The organism is Streptomyces taklimakanensis (genome assembly GCF_009709575.1).
Lineage (GTDB): Bacteria > Actinomycetota > Actinomycetes > Streptomycetales > Streptomycetaceae > Streptomyces > Streptomyces taklimakanensis.
This window is the reverse complement of sequence record NZ_WIXO01000001.1, coordinates 2215823-2233024: the sequence shown is the minus strand read 5'-3', so window position 1 is coordinate 2233024 and position 17202 is coordinate 2215823. Positions and strand designations below refer to the sequence as shown.

Annotated in this window: 11 protein-coding genes; 10 read left to right on the top strand and 1 reads right to left on the bottom strand. The window is 72.7% G+C overall.

Annotated features, from left to right (window positions below):
- Nucleotides 1–42: 42 nt before the first annotated feature.
- From F0L17_RS09670 to F0L17_RS09645, 6 genes are all read left to right on the top strand, one after another.
- A complete protein-coding gene (locus tag F0L17_RS09670) occupies nt 43–831 on the top strand; it encodes an ATP-binding cassette domain-containing protein (RefSeq protein ID WP_162466006.1) in 789 nt (262 codons plus the stop codon).
- Complete coding sequence (locus F0L17_RS09665; protein ID WP_155070751.1) at nt 828–3404, top strand: ABC transporter permease; 2577 nt, start codon at nt 828–830, stop codon at nt 3402–3404. The genes F0L17_RS09670 and F0L17_RS09665 overlap by 4 nt, the downstream gene beginning before the upstream one ends.
- Before the next feature lie 188 nt (nt 3405–3592).
- Entirely contained in the window at nt 3593–7135 is a 3543-nt protein-coding gene (mfd, locus tag F0L17_RS09660) for a transcription-repair coupling factor (protein ID WP_155070750.1), read from the top strand.
- Nucleotides 7136–7304: 169 nt separating this feature from the next.
- Nucleotides 7305–8288, top strand: a complete 984-nt coding sequence (locus F0L17_RS09655) for an aldo/keto reductase (RefSeq protein WP_155070749.1) — start codon at nt 7305–7307, stop codon at nt 8286–8288.
- A gap of 196 nt (nt 8289–8484) precedes the next feature.
- Entirely contained in the window at nt 8485–9759 is a 1275-nt protein-coding gene (locus F0L17_RS09650; RefSeq protein ID WP_162466005.1) for an ATP-grasp domain-containing protein, read from the top strand.
- An 8-nt stretch (nt 9760–9767) separates the two neighbouring features.
- A complete protein-coding gene (locus tag F0L17_RS09645) occupies nt 9768–11801 on the top strand; it encodes a CocE/NonD family hydrolase (RefSeq protein ID WP_162466004.1) in 2034 nt (677 codons plus the stop codon).
- A 121-nt stretch (nt 11802–11922) separates the two neighbouring features.
- On the opposite strand, the gene F0L17_RS09640 is transcribed toward F0L17_RS09645, so the two are convergent.
- Complete coding sequence (locus tag F0L17_RS09640; protein WP_238419312.1) at nt 11923–12537, bottom strand: DUF4352 domain-containing protein; 615 nt, start codon at nt 12535–12537, stop codon at nt 11923–11925.
- Between the two features lie 200 nt (nt 12538–12737).
- On the opposite strand from F0L17_RS09640, the gene F0L17_RS09635 reads away from it, so the two are divergent.
- The 4 genes from F0L17_RS09635 (at nt 12738) to F0L17_RS09620 (ending at nt 17201) form a co-directional block, all read left to right on the top strand.
- Nucleotides 12738–13847 carry an N-6 DNA methylase gene (locus F0L17_RS09635; protein WP_155070747.1) on the top strand — a complete coding sequence of 370 codons (1110 nt, stop codon included), beginning with the start codon at nt 12738–12740 and terminating at the stop codon, nt 13845–13847.
- Nucleotides 13848–13964: 117 nt separating this feature from the next.
- Nucleotides 13965–14615, top strand: a complete 651-nt coding sequence (locus F0L17_RS28025) for a hypothetical protein (protein WP_155070746.1) — start codon at nt 13965–13967, stop codon at nt 14613–14615.
- Nucleotides 14612–16009 carry a protein kinase domain-containing protein gene (locus F0L17_RS09625; protein WP_162466003.1) on the top strand — a complete coding sequence of 466 codons (1398 nt, stop codon included), beginning with the start codon at nt 14612–14614 and terminating at the stop codon, nt 16007–16009. The genes F0L17_RS28025 and F0L17_RS09625 overlap by 4 nt, the downstream gene beginning before the upstream one ends.
- Before the next feature lie 199 nt (nt 16010–16208).
- On the top strand, nt 16209–17201 hold the full coding sequence (locus F0L17_RS09620; protein ID WP_162466002.1) for a glycosyltransferase: 993 nt from the start codon (nt 16209–16211) through the stop codon (nt 17199–17201).
- Nucleotide 17202 lies beyond the last annotated feature (1 nt).

The following is a 17202-nucleotide window of genomic DNA, read 5'->3' as shown; positions in this document are numbered from 1 at the left end:
CGGGAAGTTCCGACCCTACATAGTCGATATAGGAGACATACCGTGACAACGGCTGTGGTGAATCCCAGGACCGGGGGCAGTGGAGGAAGTACGGCCGTGGCCGCGCGGGCGCGGCAGGTCGTCAAGGCGTACGGCTCCGGCGAGACGCGGGTGACGGCGCTGGACCACGTGGACGTGGACATCGCACGGGGCGCGTTCACCGCGATCATGGGCCCGTCGGGTTCCGGCAAGTCCACGCTGATGCACTGCCTGGCGGGACTGGACTCGGTGACGTCCGGACAGGTGTGGGTCGGCGACACCGAGATCACCTCCCTGAAGGAGAAGAAGCTCACCCGGTTGCGTCGGGACAAGATCGGGTTCATCTTCCAGGCGTTCAACCTGCTGCCGACGTTGACGGCGCTGGAGAACATCACGCTGCCGATGGACATCGCCGGCCGCAAGCCGGAACGGGAGTGGCTGGATCGGGTGGTGGAGACCGTCGGCCTGTCCGGGCGGCTCAGGCACCGGCCCAACCAGCTCTCCGGCGGCCAGCAGCAGCGCGTGGCGGTCGCCCGCGCCCTGGCCGCCCGCCCCGAGATCATCTTCGGTGACGAACCGACCGGCAACCTCGACTCGCGCTCCGGCGCCGAGGTCCTGGGCTTCCTGCGGCGCTCGGTGGACGAGCTGGGCCAGACGATCGTGATGGTGACGCACGACCCGGTGGCCGCGGCGTACGCGGATCGGGTGCTGTATCTGGCGGACGGCCGCATCGTGGACGAGATGCGGCGCCCGACGGCGGAGGCTGTGCTGGACCGGATGAAGAAGTTCGACACGTTCGGGCGGGTGTCATGACCGTTCTGAGGACTTCGCTGCGCAATGTCGTGGCGCACAAGGGCCGCATGCTGCTGAGCGGTGTCGCGGTGGTGCTGTCGGTGGCGTTCGTGTGCGGAACGCTGGTCTTCACCGACACGATGAACACGACGTTCGACCGGCTGTTCTCGGAGACGGCGGCGGACGTGACGGTCTCCTCCCGGGAGGCGGAGAACGACGAGGTGCCGGACACGGGGAAGCCCGCGACGGTGCCGGCGTCGCTGGTGGACGAGCTGGAGGGGGTCGAGGGGGTCGCCTCGGTCTCCGGTGGCGCGTTCAGCACGAGCGTGACGGTGGTGAACGAGGACGACGAGAACGTGGGGTCCACCACCGGCGCCCCGACGATCGCGAGCAACTGGAGCGATGTCGACGAGCGGTCGATGGAGGTCACCTCGGGCCGGTTGCCGCGCGGCGAGGGTGAGGCGGTGATCGACGCGGACACGGCGGAGAAGCACGGCCTGGAGCTGGGCGATGAGCTGCGCACGATCTCGGCGCTGGGCGACTTCCGCTCCGAGATCGTGGGTGTGGCGGCGTTCCGGTCGACGAATCCGGGCGCGACGGTGGTGTACTTCGACACCGAGACGGTGCAGACGAGGTTGCTGGGGGATTCGGACGCGTACACGTCGGTGTACGTGACGGCGGCCGAGGGCGTCGGTGACGGGGAACTGAAGCGGAACGTCGTCGCCGCGTTGGGCGCGGACGGGTACAAGGTCCAGACGCAGGAGGAGTACGCGGCGGAGAGCCAGGAGGACCTGGGGGCGTTCCTGGACGTCATCAAGTACGCGCTGCTGGGCTTCGCGGGCATCGCGCTGCTGGTGGGCGTGTTCCTGATCGTCAACACGTTCTCGATGCTGGTGGCGCAGCGCACCCGGGAGATCGGCCTGTTGCGGGCGATCGGTTCGAGCCGCCGGCAGGTGAACCGGTCGGTGCTGGTCGAGGCGTTGTTGCTGGGTCTGCTGGGGTCGGTGCTGGGAGTGGGCGCCGGTGTGGGGCTGGCCGTCGGCCTGATGGAGCTGATGGGCCTGGTCGGCATGAACCTGAGCACGGACGACCTGACGGTGAGGTGGACCACGCCGGTGGTGGGCGTGGCACTGGGCGTCGTGGTGACGGTGCTGGCGGCGTACCTTCCGGCGCGTCGCGCGGGGCGGATCTCGCCGATGGCGGCGCTGCGGGACGACGGTCTGCCGGCGGCGGGGAGCCGGGTGGGCCGGGTCCGTTCGACCGTGGGCGCGGTGTTGTCGCTGGCCGGCGCGGGTGCGCTGGTGGTGGCGGCGGGTTCCGGGGAGGCGTCGACGGGGTCGGCGTTCCTGGGGCTGGGCGTGGTGCTGACGCTGGTGGGTTTCGTGCTGGTCGGTCCGCTGCTGGCGGCCTTCCTGGTGCGGGTGCTGGGCGCGGTGGTGCTGCGGGTGTTCGGTCCGGTGGGGCGGATGGCGGAGCGGAACGCGCTGCGCAATCCGCGCCGTACGGGGGCGACGGGTGCGGCGCTGATGATCGGGTTGGCGTTGGTGGCGTCGTTGTCGGTGGTGGGCGCGTCGCTGGTGGCGTCGGCGAGCGACGAGCTGGACCGGACGGTGGGGGCGGACTTCATCGTGCAGTCGGACACGTACCAGCCGATCGTGCCGGAGGCGGTGGAGCGGCTGCGGTCGACCGAGGGAGTCGAGCACGTCACGGAGTACCGGATGTTGGAGGCGCGGTTGTCGCCTCCGGACGGTGGGTCGGTGGCGCGGGCGGTGACGGCGGCCTCTCCGACGTACGCGAGTGACCTGCGGGTGGAGACGGTCTCCGGCGAGTTGGCCGACGCGTACGGGCGGGACGCGATGTCGGTGCCGGAGGACTTCGCGGACCGGCACGGTGTCGAGGTCGGTGACCGGATCGAGGTGGACTTCGAGCGTGGCGGTACGGCGGCGCTGACGGTCCGGGCGATCACGGCCGCGGACACGAGCGTGGATCAGGGCGCGATGTACCTGAGCACCGCGACGGCCGAGCGGTACGTGGCCGAGGACCGGATGCCGCTGAACATGATCGTGTTCGCGAAGGCGGAGGACGGTCGGGAGGACGCGGCGTACGCGGCGTTGAAGAGCGAGCTGGAGCCGTTCCCGCAGTACACGGTCCGCAATCAGGCGGATTACAAGGAGTTGCTGGAGGACCAGGTGGGGCAGTTGCTCAACATGGTCTACGGGCTGCTGGCGCTGGCGATCGTGGTGGCGATCCTGGGGGTGGTGAACACGTTGGCGCTGTCGGTGGTGGAGCGGACGCGCGAGATCGGCCTGATGCGGGCGATCGGCCTGTCGCGACGGCAGCTGCGGCGGATGATCCGGCTGGAGTCGGTGGTGATCGCGCTGTTCGGCGCGGTGCTGGGGCTGGGTCTGGGCCTGGGCTGGGGTGTGGCGGCGCAGCGGCTGCTGGCCCTGGAGGGGCTCAAGGTCCTCCAGGTGCCGTGGTCGACGATCGCGGTGGTGTTCGTGGGGGCCGCGCTGGTGGGGTTGGTGGCGGCGCTGGTGCCGGCGTTCCGGGCCGGGCGGATGAACGTGTTGAACGCGATCGCGACGGAGTAGCGGCCGGGGTGGCGATCGGCGGCCCGGTTCCGGTGGGTGGTGTGCGCCCGCCGGGCCGGGCCGTCGGCGTGTGCGGTGCGGCGGCGGCGGGGGAGCGGCCGTCGTAGGCTGGAACCCCCGGCTCGCACCGCGTGTCGGGTTGTTCGTGTTGTCCGGATTCGTTGTCCGCCTTGGGATGGAACGCCGCCATGAGTCTCACCGGTCTTCTTGATGCCGTCGTACGGGATCCCGCTCTGGCGGAGGCGGTGCGGGCCGCCGCCGACGGTCGTCGGCACGAGGTGGATCTGGTCGGGCCGCCGGCGGCGCGTCCGCTCGCGGTGGCGGCGTTGGCGCGGTCGGCGGAGCGTCCGGTGCTGGCGGTGACGGCGACGGGGCGTGAGGCGGAGGATCTGGTGGCGGCGCTGCGGTCGTTCCTGCCGGCCGACGCGGTGGTGGAGTACCCGTCGTGGGAGACGTTGCCGCACGAGCGGCTCTCGCCGCGTTCGGACACGGTGGGGCGTCGGTTGGCGGTGTTGCGGCGCCTGACGCATCCGAGTGCGGACGACCCTTCGGCGGGGCCGGTGAGCGTGGTGGTGGCTCCGGTGCGGTCGGTGATCCAGCCGCAGGTGAAGGGGCTGGGGGACCTGGAGCCGGTGAGTCTGCGCCCGGGGCTGCGGGCGGACATGGACGAGGTGGTGGCGGCACTGGCGGCGGCCGCGTACGCGCGGGTGGAGCTGGTGGAGAAGCGGGGGGAGTTCGCGGTCCGCGGCGGCATCCTGGACGTCTTCCCGCCGACGGAGGAGCATCCGCTGCGGGTGGAGTTCTGGGGCGACGAGGTGGAGGAGATCCGCTACTTCAAGGTCGCCGACCAGCGGTCCCTGGAGGTGGCCGAGCACGGTCTGTGGGCGCCGCCGTGCCGTGAGCTGTTGCTGACGGACGAGGTGCGGGCGCGTGCGGCCGAGCTGGCCCGGGCGCATCCGGAGCTGGACGAGCTGCTGGGGAAGATCGCCGAGGGGATCGCCGTGGAGGGCATGGAGTCCCTCGCTCCGGTCCTGGTGGACGACATGGAGTTGCTGCTGGACGTGCTGCCCGCGGGGAGCATGGCGGTGGTGTGCGATCCGGAGCGGGTGCGGACGCGGGCGGCGGATCTGGTGGCGACGTCGCAGGAGTTCCTCCAGGCGTCGTGGGCGGCGTCGGCCGGTGGCGGCCAGGCGCCGATCGATGTGGGCGCGGCGTCGCTGTGGTCGCTGGCGGACGTCCGGGACCGGGCGCGCGAGCTGGGGATGATGTGGTGGTCGGTGAGCCCGTTCGCCATGGACACGGCGGACGCGGAGGTGGACGGGGACTCGTTGGCGCTGGGGATGCGGGCTCCGGAGAGCTACCGGGGCGACACGGCCCGGGCGCTGGCGGACACCAAGGGGTGGCTGGCGGACGGCTGGCGGTGCGTGTTCCTGACCGAGGGGCACGGTCCGGCGGCCCGCACGGTGGAGGTGTTGGGCGGCGAGGGGATCGCGGCGCGGCTGGTGCCGGAGCTGGACGAGATCACGCCGTCGGTGGTGCACGTGTCGTGCGGGGCGGTCGAGAGCGGGTTCGTGGACCCGGGGCTGAAGCTGGCGGTGCTGACGGAGACGGATCTGACCGGTCAGCGGGCGGCGAGCCGGGACCTGGGGCGGATGCCGGCGCGGCGGCGGAAGACGATCGATCCGCTGACCCTGCAGCCGGGCGACTACATCGTGCACGAGCAGCACGGTGTGGGGCGGTACGTGGAGATGGTGCAGCGCACGGTGCAGGGCGCCACGCGCGAGTACCTGGTGGTGGAGTACGCGCCGGCGAAGCGGGGGCAGCCGGGCGACCGGTTGTTCGTGCCGACGGACCAGTTGGAGCAGATCACCAAGTACGTGGGCGGGGAGCAGCCCGCGCTGCACCGGCTGGGCGGCGCGGACTGGACGAAGACGAAGGCGCGGGCGAGGAAGGCGGTCAAGGAGATCGCCGCGGACCTGATCAAGCTGTACTCGGCGCGGATGGCGGCGCCGGGGCACGCGTTCGCGCCGGACACCCCCTGGCAGCGGGAGTTGGAGGACGCCTTCCCGTACGCGGAGACGCCCGACCAGTTGACCACGATCGCCGAGGTCAAGGCGGACATGGAGAAGTCGGTGCCGATGGACCGGCTGGTCTGCGGCGACGTCGGCTACGGCAAGACGGAGATCGCGGTGCGGGCGGCGTTCAAGGCGGTGCAGGACGGCAAGCAGGTGGCCGTGCTGGTGCCGACGACGCTGCTGGTGCAGCAGCACTTCGGGACGTTCTCGGAGCGGTACGCGCAGTTCCCGGTGAAGGTGCGGGCGCTGTCGCGGTTCCAGACGGACGCCGAGGCGAAGGCGGTGCTGGAGGGGTTGCGGGACGGCAGCGTGGACGTCGTCATCGGCACGCACCGGTTGTTCTCCTCGGAGACGAAGTTCAAGAACCTCGGCCTGGTGATCGTGGACGAGGAGCAGCGCTTCGGCGTGGAGCACAAGGAGCAGTTGAAGAAGCTGCGGGCGAACGTGGACGTGCTGACGATGTCGGCGACGCCGATCCCGCGGACGCTGGAGATGGCGGTCACCGGCATCCGGGAGATGTCGACGATCACCACGCCGCCGGAGGAGCGGCATCCGGTGCTGACGTTCGTCGGCCCGTACGAGGAGCGGCAGATCGGCGCGGCGATCCGGCGCGAGCTGCTCCGCGAGGGCCAGGTGTTCTACATCCACAACCGGGTGGAGTCGATCGACCGGGCGGCGGCGCGGCTGCGGCAGATCGTCCCGGAGGCGCGGATCGCCACGGCCCACGGCCAGATGTCGGAGACGGCGCTGGAGCGGGTGGTGGTGGACTTCTGGGAGAAGAAGTTCGACGTGCTGGTGTCGACGACGATCGTGGAGTCGGGCATCGACATCTCCAACGCCAACACGCTGATCGTGGAGCGGGGCGACACCTTCGGCCTCTCCCAGCTCCACCAGTTGCGCGGTCGGGTGGGACGCGGTCGGGAACGGGGTTACGCGTACTTCCTGTACCCGCCGGAGAAGCCGCTGACGGAGACGGCGCACGAGCGGTTGGCGACGATCGCGCAGCACACGGAGATGGGCGCCGGCATGTACGTGGCGATGAAGGACCTGGAGATCCGCGGTGCGGGCAACCTGCTGGGCGGGGAGCAGTCGGGGCACATCGCGGGCGTGGGCTTCGACCTGTACGTGCGGATGGTGGGCGAGGCGGTGGCCGACTACCGGGCCGCGCTGGAGTCCGGCGGCGAGGCGGTGGAGGAGCCGCCGCTGGAGGTGAAGGTGGAGCTTCCGGTGGACGCCCACGTGCCGCACGACTACGCGCCGGGGGAGCGGCTGCGGTTGCAGGCGTACCGGTCGATCGCGTCGGCGAACTCGGAGGAGGACATCGCGGCGGTCCGCGAGGAGCTCACCGACCGTTACGGGCCGCTGCCGGAGCCGGTGGAGAACCTGCTGCTGGTGGCGGGACTGCGGATGCTGGCCCGGTCGTTCGGTGTGACCGACATCACGTTGCAGGGGTCGAACGTCCGGTTCGCCCCGGTGGAGCTGCGGGAGTCGCAGGAGCTGCGGCTGAAGCGGCTGTACCCGCGGTCGGTGGTCAAGGCCGCGTCGAACCAGGTGCTGGTGCCGCGTCCGACGACGGCCCGGATCGGCGGGAAGCCGGTGGTGGGGCGCGAACTGCTGGCGTGGGCGGGGGAGTTCCTCACCACGGTGCTGGGCTGAGCGCGTCGCGCCCGCGGTGTCCGTCGGGGCGCCGCCGAGGGTGTCCGGTGGGCGCGCGGCGGGCACACGGCGGGACGCTCATGGGAGCGTTTCCGTAGGGGCTGACCTGCCCCGACGTGGGGTGGGCCGGTTCGGTTTCCCGGACCGGCCCGCCCGTAGGATCGCGGTCATGGAACAGCGAGTACTGGGCAGGACGGGCCGTGAGGTGTCCGTCGTGGGACTGGGCACCTGGCAGTTGGGTGCCGACTGGGGCCGGGTGCGCGAGGAGGACGCCCTGGCGGTGCTGGACGCGGCGGTGGAGTCGGGGGTGACGTTCTTCGACACCGCGGACGTGTACGGGGACGGCCGCAGCGAACAGTTGATCGGCCGGTTCCTGCGGGAGCGCGGGGACGCGGACGTGTTCGTGGCGACGAAGATGGGCCGCCGGGTGGAGCAGCGTCCCGAGCACTACAACCTGGCCAACTTCCGGGCGTGGACGGACCGCTCCCGCACCAACCTGGGCGTGGAGACGCTGGACCTGGTGCAGCTCCACTGCCCGCCGACGCCGGTGTACTCCTCGGACGAGGTGTTCGACGCGCTGGACACGCTGGTCTCCGAGGGGCGGATCGCGGCGTACGCGGTGAGCGTGGAGACCTGCGCGGAGGCGCTGGAGGCGATCGCGCGGCCGGGCGTGGCGAGCGTGCAGATCATCCTGAACCCGTTCCGGCTCAAGCCGCTCCAGGAGGTACTGCCGGCGGCGGCCAGGGCCGGGGTGGGGATCATCGCGCGGGTGCCGCTGGCGTCGGGCCTGCTGTCGGGCCGTTACACCCGCGAGACGGTGTTCTCGTCGGACGACCACCGCACCTTCAACCGGCGCGGTGAGGCGTTCGACCAGGGCGAGACGTTCTCGGGCGTGGACTACGAGACCGGTCTGGAGGCGGCGGCGGAGTTCGCCGAGCTGGCGCCCGAGGGGGCCACCCCGGCGCAGACGGCGCTGCGGTGGATCGTCCAGCAGCCGGGCGTGACATCGGTGATCCCCGGTGCGCGCAGCCCGGAGCAGGCGCGGGCGAACGCCGCGGCGGCGGCGCTGGAGCCGCTGCCGGAGGAGACGCTGCGCGCGGTGGAGGAGTTGTACGACCGGCGGATCCGGGCTCAGGTCCACCACCGCTGGTAGGAGCGGGAAGCGGGGCGGCCGTCGGGAAGCGCGGGGCCGGTCGGTGCGACGGGCACCGGCCGGCCTTCCCGCGTCCCGGGGCCACCACGCCACGGCGATCGTCCCATTTGTCGGTGTTACCCCATGTGAGTGAATGCTCACCAGGCCCCCCGGGTAGTCGGAACGACTCGTGGGAAATCGGCACGAGGGAGTCGCTGTGAGTCAGACGAACGTGTTCGTCATCGGATTGGACGAGGAGAACCTTGAGACGCTGCGCGCGGTGCCGCACGCGGTGGACTACCACTTCCACCCCCTGCTGAGCATCGAGGAGCTGCAGCACGGCGAGATCCCGGTGTCGGATCTGCTGGCCAAGGCCGAGAAGGAGCTGGACGCGTTCGACGGCAGCATCGACGCCATCGTCGGCTACTGGGACTTCCCCGTCAGCACGCTGGTGCCGATCCTGGCCGAGCGCTACGGGACGCGCGCCACCAGCCTGGAGTCGGTGGTCAAGTGCGAGCACAAGTACTGGAGCCGGCTGGAGCAGCAGAAGGTCGTCGGCGAACATCCGCGCTTCGCGCTGCTGGACCCGCACGGCGACCCGAAGCCGCCGGAGGGCCTGCGGTTCCCGATGTGGCTCAAGCCGGTGAAGTCCTACTCCTCCGAACTGGCGTTCGGGGTGAAGAACGAGGAGGAGTTCGCCGAGGCGATCGCCGAGATAAGGAAGGGCATCTCCCGGCTCGGCAGGCCCTTCGAGTTCGTCATGGACCGTCTCGACCTGCCGCCGGAGATCGCCGAGGCGGGCGGCCAGGCGTGCCTGGCCGAGGAGTCCCTGTCGGGGGTGCAGGCCGCCGTCGAGGGCTACGTGTACGACGGCGAGGTCACCGTCTACGGGGTGCTGGACTCGATCGACTACCCCGACACCCCCTGCTTCCTGCGCCACCAGTACCCCTCGGCGCTGCCCGGACCGGTGGTGCAGCGGCTGCGGGACGTCTCCAGGCGGGTGATCGAGCAGATCGGCATGGACTGGGCGACGTTCAGCATCGAGTACTTCTACGACGCCGCGAACGACGAGATCAACCTGCTGGAAATCAACCCGCGGCACTCGCAGTCGCACGCCGAGCTGTTCGAGTTCGTCGACGGCGTCCCCAACCACCACTGCATGCTCAGCCTGGCCCTGGGCCGGGACCCGGAGCTGCCCTACCGCCGCGGTCCCTACGAGGTGGCCGCCAAGTGGTACCACCGGCAGTTCACCGACGGCCTGGTGCGGCGGGCGCCCACCCCCGAGGAGGTCGAGCGCGTCGAGCGGGAGATCCCCGGCGTGCGGGTCTCGGTCCAGGCCCGCGAGGGACTGCGGCTGTCCGACCTGCCCGGCCAGGACAGCTACAGCTTCGAGTTGGCCCACATCTTCGTCGGCGCCGACAGCGAGGAGGAGATGCGCGAGAAGTACGACCGCTGCGTGGCCATGCTGCCGTTCGAGTTCGCTGAGGAGTGAGCCCCCTCGTGCGCTACACGACGAGCCTTCCGCACGCCGTGAAGGAGGAGGAGTACGTCCGGATCCCGGTCTCCGACGGGACCCACCTGGCGGCCCGGATCTGGCGTCCGGTCTCCTCCGACACCGAGCCGGTGCCCGCGGTGCTGGAGTACATCCCGTACCGCCGGCGCGACCTGACCTCGGTGCGCGACTCCGTCCACCACCCCTACATCGCCGGGCACGGCTACGCGTGCGTGCGCGTGGACATCCGCGGCACCGGCGACTCCGAGGGGGTGCTGCGCGACGAGTACCTGGAGGTGGAGCAGACCGACGCCGAGGACGTGCTGGCCTGGCTGGCCGAGCAGCCGTGGTGCGACGGGCGCACCGGGATGATGGGCATCTCCTGGGGCGCCTTCGCCGCGCTCCAGGTCGCCGCCCGCCGCCCGCCGAGCCTGGGGGCGATCGTCATCTCCTCCTTCACCGACGACCGGTACGCCGACGACATGCACTACATGGGCGGCTGCCTGCTGTCGGACAACCTGGCCGAGGCGGGGACGATGTTCGCCTACGGCACCTGTCCGCCCGACCCGGCGCTGGTGGGAGAGCGGTGGCGGTCGATGTGGCTGGAGCGGCTGGAGAACACCCGGCCGTGGGTCCTGGAGTGGCTGCGCCACCAGCGGCGCGACGACTACTGGCGGCACGCCTCGGTCTGCGAGGACTACTCGGCCGTCGACGTGCCGGTGCTGGCCTCCAGCGGCTGGGCCGACGGCTACTCCAACGCCGTCACGCGCCTGCTGGAGCACCTGGACGTGCCCCGCAAGGGGCTGGTGGGGCCCTGGTCGCACAAGTACCCGCACCTGGGGCAGCCGGGCCCGGCCGTCGGCTACCTCCAGGAGGTGGTGCGCTGGTGGGACCACTGGCTCAAGGGCATCGACAACGGCGTGATGGACGGGCCGATGCTGCGGGCGTGGATGCAGGAGAGCGTCCCGCCGTCCACCTCCTACGAGGAGCGCCCCGGCCGCTGGGTGGGCGAGCCCTCCTGGCCGTCGCCGCACGTCGAACCCGTGGTGCGCCCGCTGGGCCGGCACCGGATCGGCAGCCCGGAGGAGTGGGAGGAGGGCAGGGCCGGCGAGGAGGAGCTGACGGTGCGGTCGCCGCTGTCGGTCGGTCAGTTCGCCGGGAAGTGGGCCTCCTACAACGCTCCGCCGGACCTGCCGTACGACCAGCGCGAGGAGGACGGCGGCTCCCTGGTCTTCGACACCGAACCGCTGACCGAGCGGGTGGAGATCCTGGGCGCTCCCACCGTGGAGCTGGAGCTGTCGGTGAGCGAGCCGGTGGCGATGGTGGCCGCCCGGCTGTCGGACGTGTCCCCGGACGGCCGCGCCACCCGCGTCACCTACGGGCTCCTCAACCTCACCCGGTCGGGGGACGACGGCCCCGAACCGCTGGTGCCGGGCCGTCGCTACCGGGCGACGGTGCAGCTCAACGGGGTGGCGCAGGCGTTCCCGGCCGGCCACCGCATCCGGCTGTCGCTGTCGACGTCGTACTGGCCGCTGGCCTGGCCGCCGCCGAAGCCGGTGCTGATGACCGTGTACGCGCCCGCCAGCACCCTGACGCTGCCGGTGCGGCCGACCACCGAGTCCGACGAGGTGGACGGGGCGCCGTTCGGCGAGCCGGAGGGCACCGAGCCGATCCGCACCACCCAGGCCACACCTCCCGAGCAGCGCTGGGAGGTCTCCCGTGACCTGGTCGACTACCAGTCGGCGCTGGAGATCGTCAAGGACGGCGGGACGATCCACTTCGAGGACATCGACCTGGACGTCCACCGGCGCGCCTACGAGCGCTACGCGTGGACGGCCGACGACTTCACCTCCGCGCGGGGCGAGTCGGAGTGGACCATGGAGTTCGCCCGCGGCGACTGGAACACTCGGACGGTGACCCGCACGGTGCTGCGGTGCACCGAGGAGGAGTTCGTGGTGAACGCCACGCTCGACGGCTACGAGGGCGAGAACCGGGTGTTCTCCCGCACCTGGAACGAGCGGCTCCCCCGCGACCTGGTCTGAGGCCGGTTCGAGGAGGAGCGGGCCGGGCCCGTCCGGTGCCGGGCGCCGGCCGGCACGGTGCGCCGACGGGCGCCCCGGCCGGCGGGGCCGTCGGGGGGAACGCCCGGGGGCCGTTCGGGGGTCAGAGGGTCAGGCTCCACTGCGCGGGCTCGGTGGTGAAGTCCAGCAGGTCCACCTCGACGTCGAGGTTCTTCGCGCTGGCCGGGGCGTCGAAGGCGTACTCGGCCGTGGCCTTCTTGTTCGGCGGGAGCTTGCCGTCGAAGCCGGAGCCGACCTCGTCGTCGAAGATCTCCTCGGCGGTCACGCCGTTCTCGCCGGCGCGGGCGGAGAGCGTGATCAGGGAGATGTCGATCTTCTCGTCACCGGTGTTCTCCAAGGTGACGGTGATCTTGTGGGCCTTGTTGCCGTCGGTGTGTCCGATGGCGAACTCGCCCGGGGTGTAGGACGAGGCCCCGGAGACGGTGACCTTCAGGCCGCTGCTGTAGGTGGCGGTGTCACCGGCGGCCAGGAGGCCGTCGTTCCCCTCGGCCGCGTCCGCCTCGGCCGCGTCCTTCTCCTCCCCGCCTCCGGCGCCCCCGGCGTCGCCGCCCTTGTCGGCCTCGCCGGTCGGCGCCTTGGTGACGGTGGGCTCCTCCGCCCCGCAGGCGGTCAGGCCGCCCACGGCGAACGCGGCGACGGCCGCGGCGGCGATCAGGCGCTTGCGGGCGGAGCGGAACTGCTGGGCGGACGCGGGCATGTGGAAACACCTTCCGGAACTCATGGACGACGTGGATCTCGTGTTGAGACCCTGTGGCCGTGGCCAGTGCGTCAACTACAGCATGGCGTGTGAACAGAGTCAACATTGATAAAGCGGATCGTCTGACCAATCATGGGGAGGGGTGCGCCGGAAGTCTCCGGGCGCCGCGCGGAGGAGCGGAGGAGGAGGGAGTCGAAGGGATGCCGGACGGCGTGACGGACGCGGCGGGGGCGGCCCCGGCAGTCGAGGTCGCACGGCCGGCCGGGGCGCCGCCGCCGTACGAGGAGGCCTGGCCGGCGATCGGGAGCGCGCCCGAAGGGGCCGCGGTCGCTCTGCTGCGCGCGGGCGAGGAACTGCTGCACCACGGAACGCGGCAGGTGCCCGGCCCCCTCGGCGCCCTCGCCGGTGAACTCGGACGCGCCGACGCGTACGACCTCCTCCTCGACCTCCTCCTCGACCGTCCCCTCGGTCACGGCCCTCGCCCGGGCGCCGCCCACGGCCGCCCCGTGCCGCCGGGGACGGCCGCGCTGATGGCCGCCCTCGCCGGTCCCGTCACCACCGTGCTCGACCCGGCCTGCGGGGCGGGCGCCCTGCTCGCCGCGGCGAGGGGAGCCGACGGGGGCCCCGGACCCCGGGCACTCCACGGCCAGGAGGCCGACCCCGTCCTCGCCCGGCTCGCCGCCCTCCGGCTCGCCCTGCGCGGCGGCACGCTCGCCCACGTGCGCGCCGGGGACGCGCTGCGCGATCCCCCGGGCCCCCGGCCGTCCGTCGACGCCGTGCTGTGCCGCCCCCCGTCCGACACGGCCCGCTGGGCGCCCGAGGAGTTGGCCTACGACCCCCGTTGGGAGTACGGGCTGCCCCCGCGCGCCGAACCCGAACTGGCCTGGGCGCAGCACTGCCTGTCCCGGCTGCGACCGGGCGGCACCGCGGTGTTGCTGCTGCCGCCCGCGGTCGCCTCCCGGCGCACCGGGCGCCGGGTGCGCGCCGCGCTGCTGCGCCGGGGAGCGCTGCGCGCGGTCGTCGCGCTGCCCGCCGGGGCCGGCCCCGCGCACGGCGCGCCGTCGCACCTGTGGGTGCTGCGCAGGCCGGGCGGTGCCACCCCGCGGCCGCCCCGGCTCCTGCTGGTCGACGTCACCGGCGACACCGACGCCCGCGCCGACGTCCGCACCGTGCCGGAGGTCTGGCGGGCCTTCGACCGGGGCGACGCCCTTCCCGCGGCGGCGGGCCTCCGCGCGGCGGTCCCCGCCGTCATCGACCTGCTCGACGACACCGTGGACCTCGCCCCGGCCCGCCGGACGGGACCGCCGTGAGGTGACGGGCCGTCGGACCGCCGTGCATCGGATCGGTATCGGCCCACCGGAGGCGGGCCCGCGCCGTACGCGCCGATGTATACCCTCACATCGAAGGATGTCGGAACAGGGAGTCCCGTGAACGCGATGTACGGCCCGGCCGCGGCCCCGCCCCCCGCACCGCACCGCCCCGGCCCCGGTGTCGGCGGGATCGTGTTGCGCGTGTTCTTCGCGTCGTTCCCGGTGTGGTCGCTCGGGCTGCTGGCGTGGGTGCCGTCCCTGCGCTTCGCGGTCCTCCGCCGGCGCCGCCTGGACTGGGCGGTGTTCGCCGTCTCCGTCGCGCTGACGGTCGGCTACGTGGTGCTGCTGTTCGTCGCCGGCGAGGACGAGGGGAAGGGCACGGTCTCGCTGCTGGCGGGGCTGTACATCATCCTGCTCATCGGGGGAGCCACCGTGCACGGCATCCTCGGCGACCGCTTCCTCCGCGACCCCGCGGCGTACCGGAGCCGGCAGCCCGCGCCGGGGTACCCGGCCCCGCACCCCGCCGCCGTGGCCGACGCCCCCACGGTCCACGTCCCCCCGCGACCCACCTCGCCCGTCGCTCCCCCGGCCGCGTACGGCTACCCGCACCCGTCGCCCCCCTCGCACCCCTCGCCCCCGCCGCATCCGGCGGCGGCCGGTGCCGTGCCCCGGCCGCCCGAGCCCCCGCGCTCGTCGCGGATGCGTCAGGTCGCCTCCGAACTGGACGAGTTGGACGAGCTGCTGCGCAGGAGGGACGGCGGCCGGTGAACGGACGGCTGATCGCGGGCCGGTACGAGTTGACCGAGCCGTTGGGCCGGGGCGCCATGGGACAGGTGTGGGGCGGCCAAGACCGCGGGCTCGGCGGGCGACGGATCGCCGTCAAGCTGATGCACTCCGGCCGGGTCGCCTCGCTCTCGGGCACCACGGACCCCGAGGAGTTGCGCGAACGCTTCGAACGCGAGTGCCGCGCGACCGCGCAGCTCGACCACCCCGGCCTGGTCGCCGTCCACGACGCGGGCCGCGACGGCGAGGAGCTGTTCCTGGTGATGCAGCTCGTCGAGGGCAGCGACCTCCGCGACCACCTCGCCGAGCAGGAGCCCTACCCCTGGCGGTGGGCCGTGGCCGTCGCCGCCCAGCTGTGCTCGGCGCTGGTGGCCGTGCACGAGGTCGGCATCGTCCACCGCGACCTCAAGCCCGGCAACCTCATCGTGCGGCCCGACGGCCGCGTGGTCGTCCTGGACCTGGGCATCGCGTCCGTCCGCTCCGTCGGCGACACCACCCGGCTGACCCGCACCGGCACCCTCCTGGGCACCCCCGTGTACATGGCGCCCGAGCAGGCCACGGGCACCACTCCCGTCGGCCCCCGCGCCGACCTGTACGCGCTGGGCGTGCTGCTGTACGAACTCCTCACCGGACAGGTCCCCTTCGACGCCCCGGAGGCCACGGGCCTGCTGTACAAGAAGCTCCACGACACGCCCCACCCGGTGCGCGACCTGCGGCCGGAGGTGCCCGTCGAACTGGACGCCCTGGTCCGGCGGTTGCTGGACAAGGAGCCCGCCGGCCGTCCCGCCGACGCCCACGAGGTGTACGCGGCCCTCGCTCCGCTGCTGCCCCGGCCCGGGGAGGGCGGCCCCGACCTGCCGCTGGACCCCACCCGGCCGTTCCGTGCCCCGATGGCGCCCTGGCCGCCGCACGGAGCGCGGGGCGCCGCACCGGCCGTCGCCCCCGGACCGGCCCCCACGGTGGTCGTGCCGCCCCCGGCGCCGTCCGGCTTCCCGTCCCCGTCCGGGTACGCCGCGCCGCCGCCGGTCGCCCCCGGCTTCGGCCCGCCCCCGCCCCCGCCCGCGGCGCCCGTCGACCTGAGCGCGACCCTGGAGAAGGCCCGCGGGCTGCTCTCGGCCGGGCACTACACGCGCGTGGCCGACCTCCTGGGCGACGCCCTGCCCGCCGCCGTCGCCGAACACGGCGCGCACTCGCCCGTCGTGCGCAAGCTGCGCAAGCAGTACGCGGCGGTGCTGTTGGACACCGGCCAGTACGCCCGGGCCCTGCCGGAGATCACCCGGCTCGCCGCGGAGTACGCGGCCGAACGCGGCCCGTACGACCCGGAGGTCCTCCAGCTCCGCCGGGACGAGGAGCTGTGCCGGGCGCGGCTGGGCCGGTGACGGCCCGGTCCGTCCCCCGAGCACCCGTACGGAAGCCGTCCCGCCCGCCCGGAGCCACCGACCGTACGCCCAGAATTCACCCGAGCGCCCCCCGCAGGGCACCCACCGTGATCGTCGCGTGGCTACCCTCCACCGCAGACCGGCCGCGGCCCCGCCGCCCGCCCGGCCCGCCGACCTGTCCGTAGCGTCTGGAAGCCACGTGCCGAAGCTCTCAGTGATCGTCCCTTTCCACAACGTCCAGGACTACGCGCAGGACACCCTGCGCAGCCTCGCGGCCAACGCGCGGCCGGGGACGGAGTTCATCCTGGTCGACGACTGCTCCACGGACGCCACGTCGGAGATCCTCGACCGGGCGGTCCGCGAACTGCCGCGCGCCAGACTGCTGCGCCACGAGGAGAACCGGGGCATCGCCCAAGCCCGCAACACCGGCATCGAGGCCGCCGAGGGCGACTACCTGACCTTCCTCGACGGCGACGACTGGTACGCCCCCGGTCACCTGGACGACCTGGTGCGCTCCATCGAGGAGTTGGGCTGCGACTTCGTCCGCACCGACCACGTGCAGACCACCGGGCGCGGACGCCGGATCAAGCGGGCGCCCGCGCGGCGGCGGGACGCCGTGTTGGAGACCCGGGACGCCATCGCGCCGCCCGAGATGGAGACGATGGTCGACTACCCCTTCGTCTGGGCCGGTATCTACCGTCGCGAGCTGTTCGACACCGCCGCGGGGCCGTCGGGCGGGGCGGGGATGCGGTTCGTCACCCACCTGCGCACCGCCGAGGACCGGGTGTTCACCTGGCAACTCCACCTGCGGGCGAGGACGTTCGCCACCGTCGGCCTGCTCGGGGTCTTCTACCGGCGCGGAGTCGCCACCTCCCTGACCCAGATCCGCGACGCGCGGCAGTTGGACTTCATACCGGCCCACGACCTGATCCTGGCCGAGGTCGCCGCCGACCGGGAGGCCGAGCGCTTCCTCCCCAAGATCGTGCGGACCTACTGCGCCATGATCGCCTTCCACGCGGCCGGGGCGCACCGCTACGAACCCGCCGCCGCACGGCGGTTGAAGCACGAGTCGTCCGCCGCGCTGCGTCGTATGCCGCGCGGGGTGCTGGAGGACACTCTGCGCTCCATGGACCACGAACGCGCCAGGACGCTCCGGCGGTTGCTGGGCGGCGCGGCACGGAAGGCTGCCTGAG

Excerpts from the sequence above, each read along its gene's own strand:
- F0L17_RS09665 (WP_155070751.1), top strand. The coding sequence starts at position 828 with ATGACCGTTCTGAGGACTTCGCTGCGCAATGTCGTGGCGCACAAGGGC.
- mfd (WP_155070750.1), top strand. The coding sequence starts at position 3,593 with ATGAGTCTCACCGGTCTTCTTGATGCCGTCGTACGGGATCCCGCTCTG.
- F0L17_RS09655 (WP_155070749.1), top strand. The coding sequence starts at position 7,305 with ATGGAACAGCGAGTACTGGGCAGGACGGGCCGTGAGGTGTCCGTCGTG.
- F0L17_RS09640 (WP_238419312.1), bottom strand. The coding sequence starts at position 12,537 with ATGCCCGCGTCCGCCCAGCAGTTCCGCTCCGCCCGCAAGCGCCTGATC.
- F0L17_RS09635 (WP_155070747.1), top strand. The coding sequence starts at position 12,738 with ATGCCGGACGGCGTGACGGACGCGGCGGGGGCGGCCCCGGCAGTCGAG.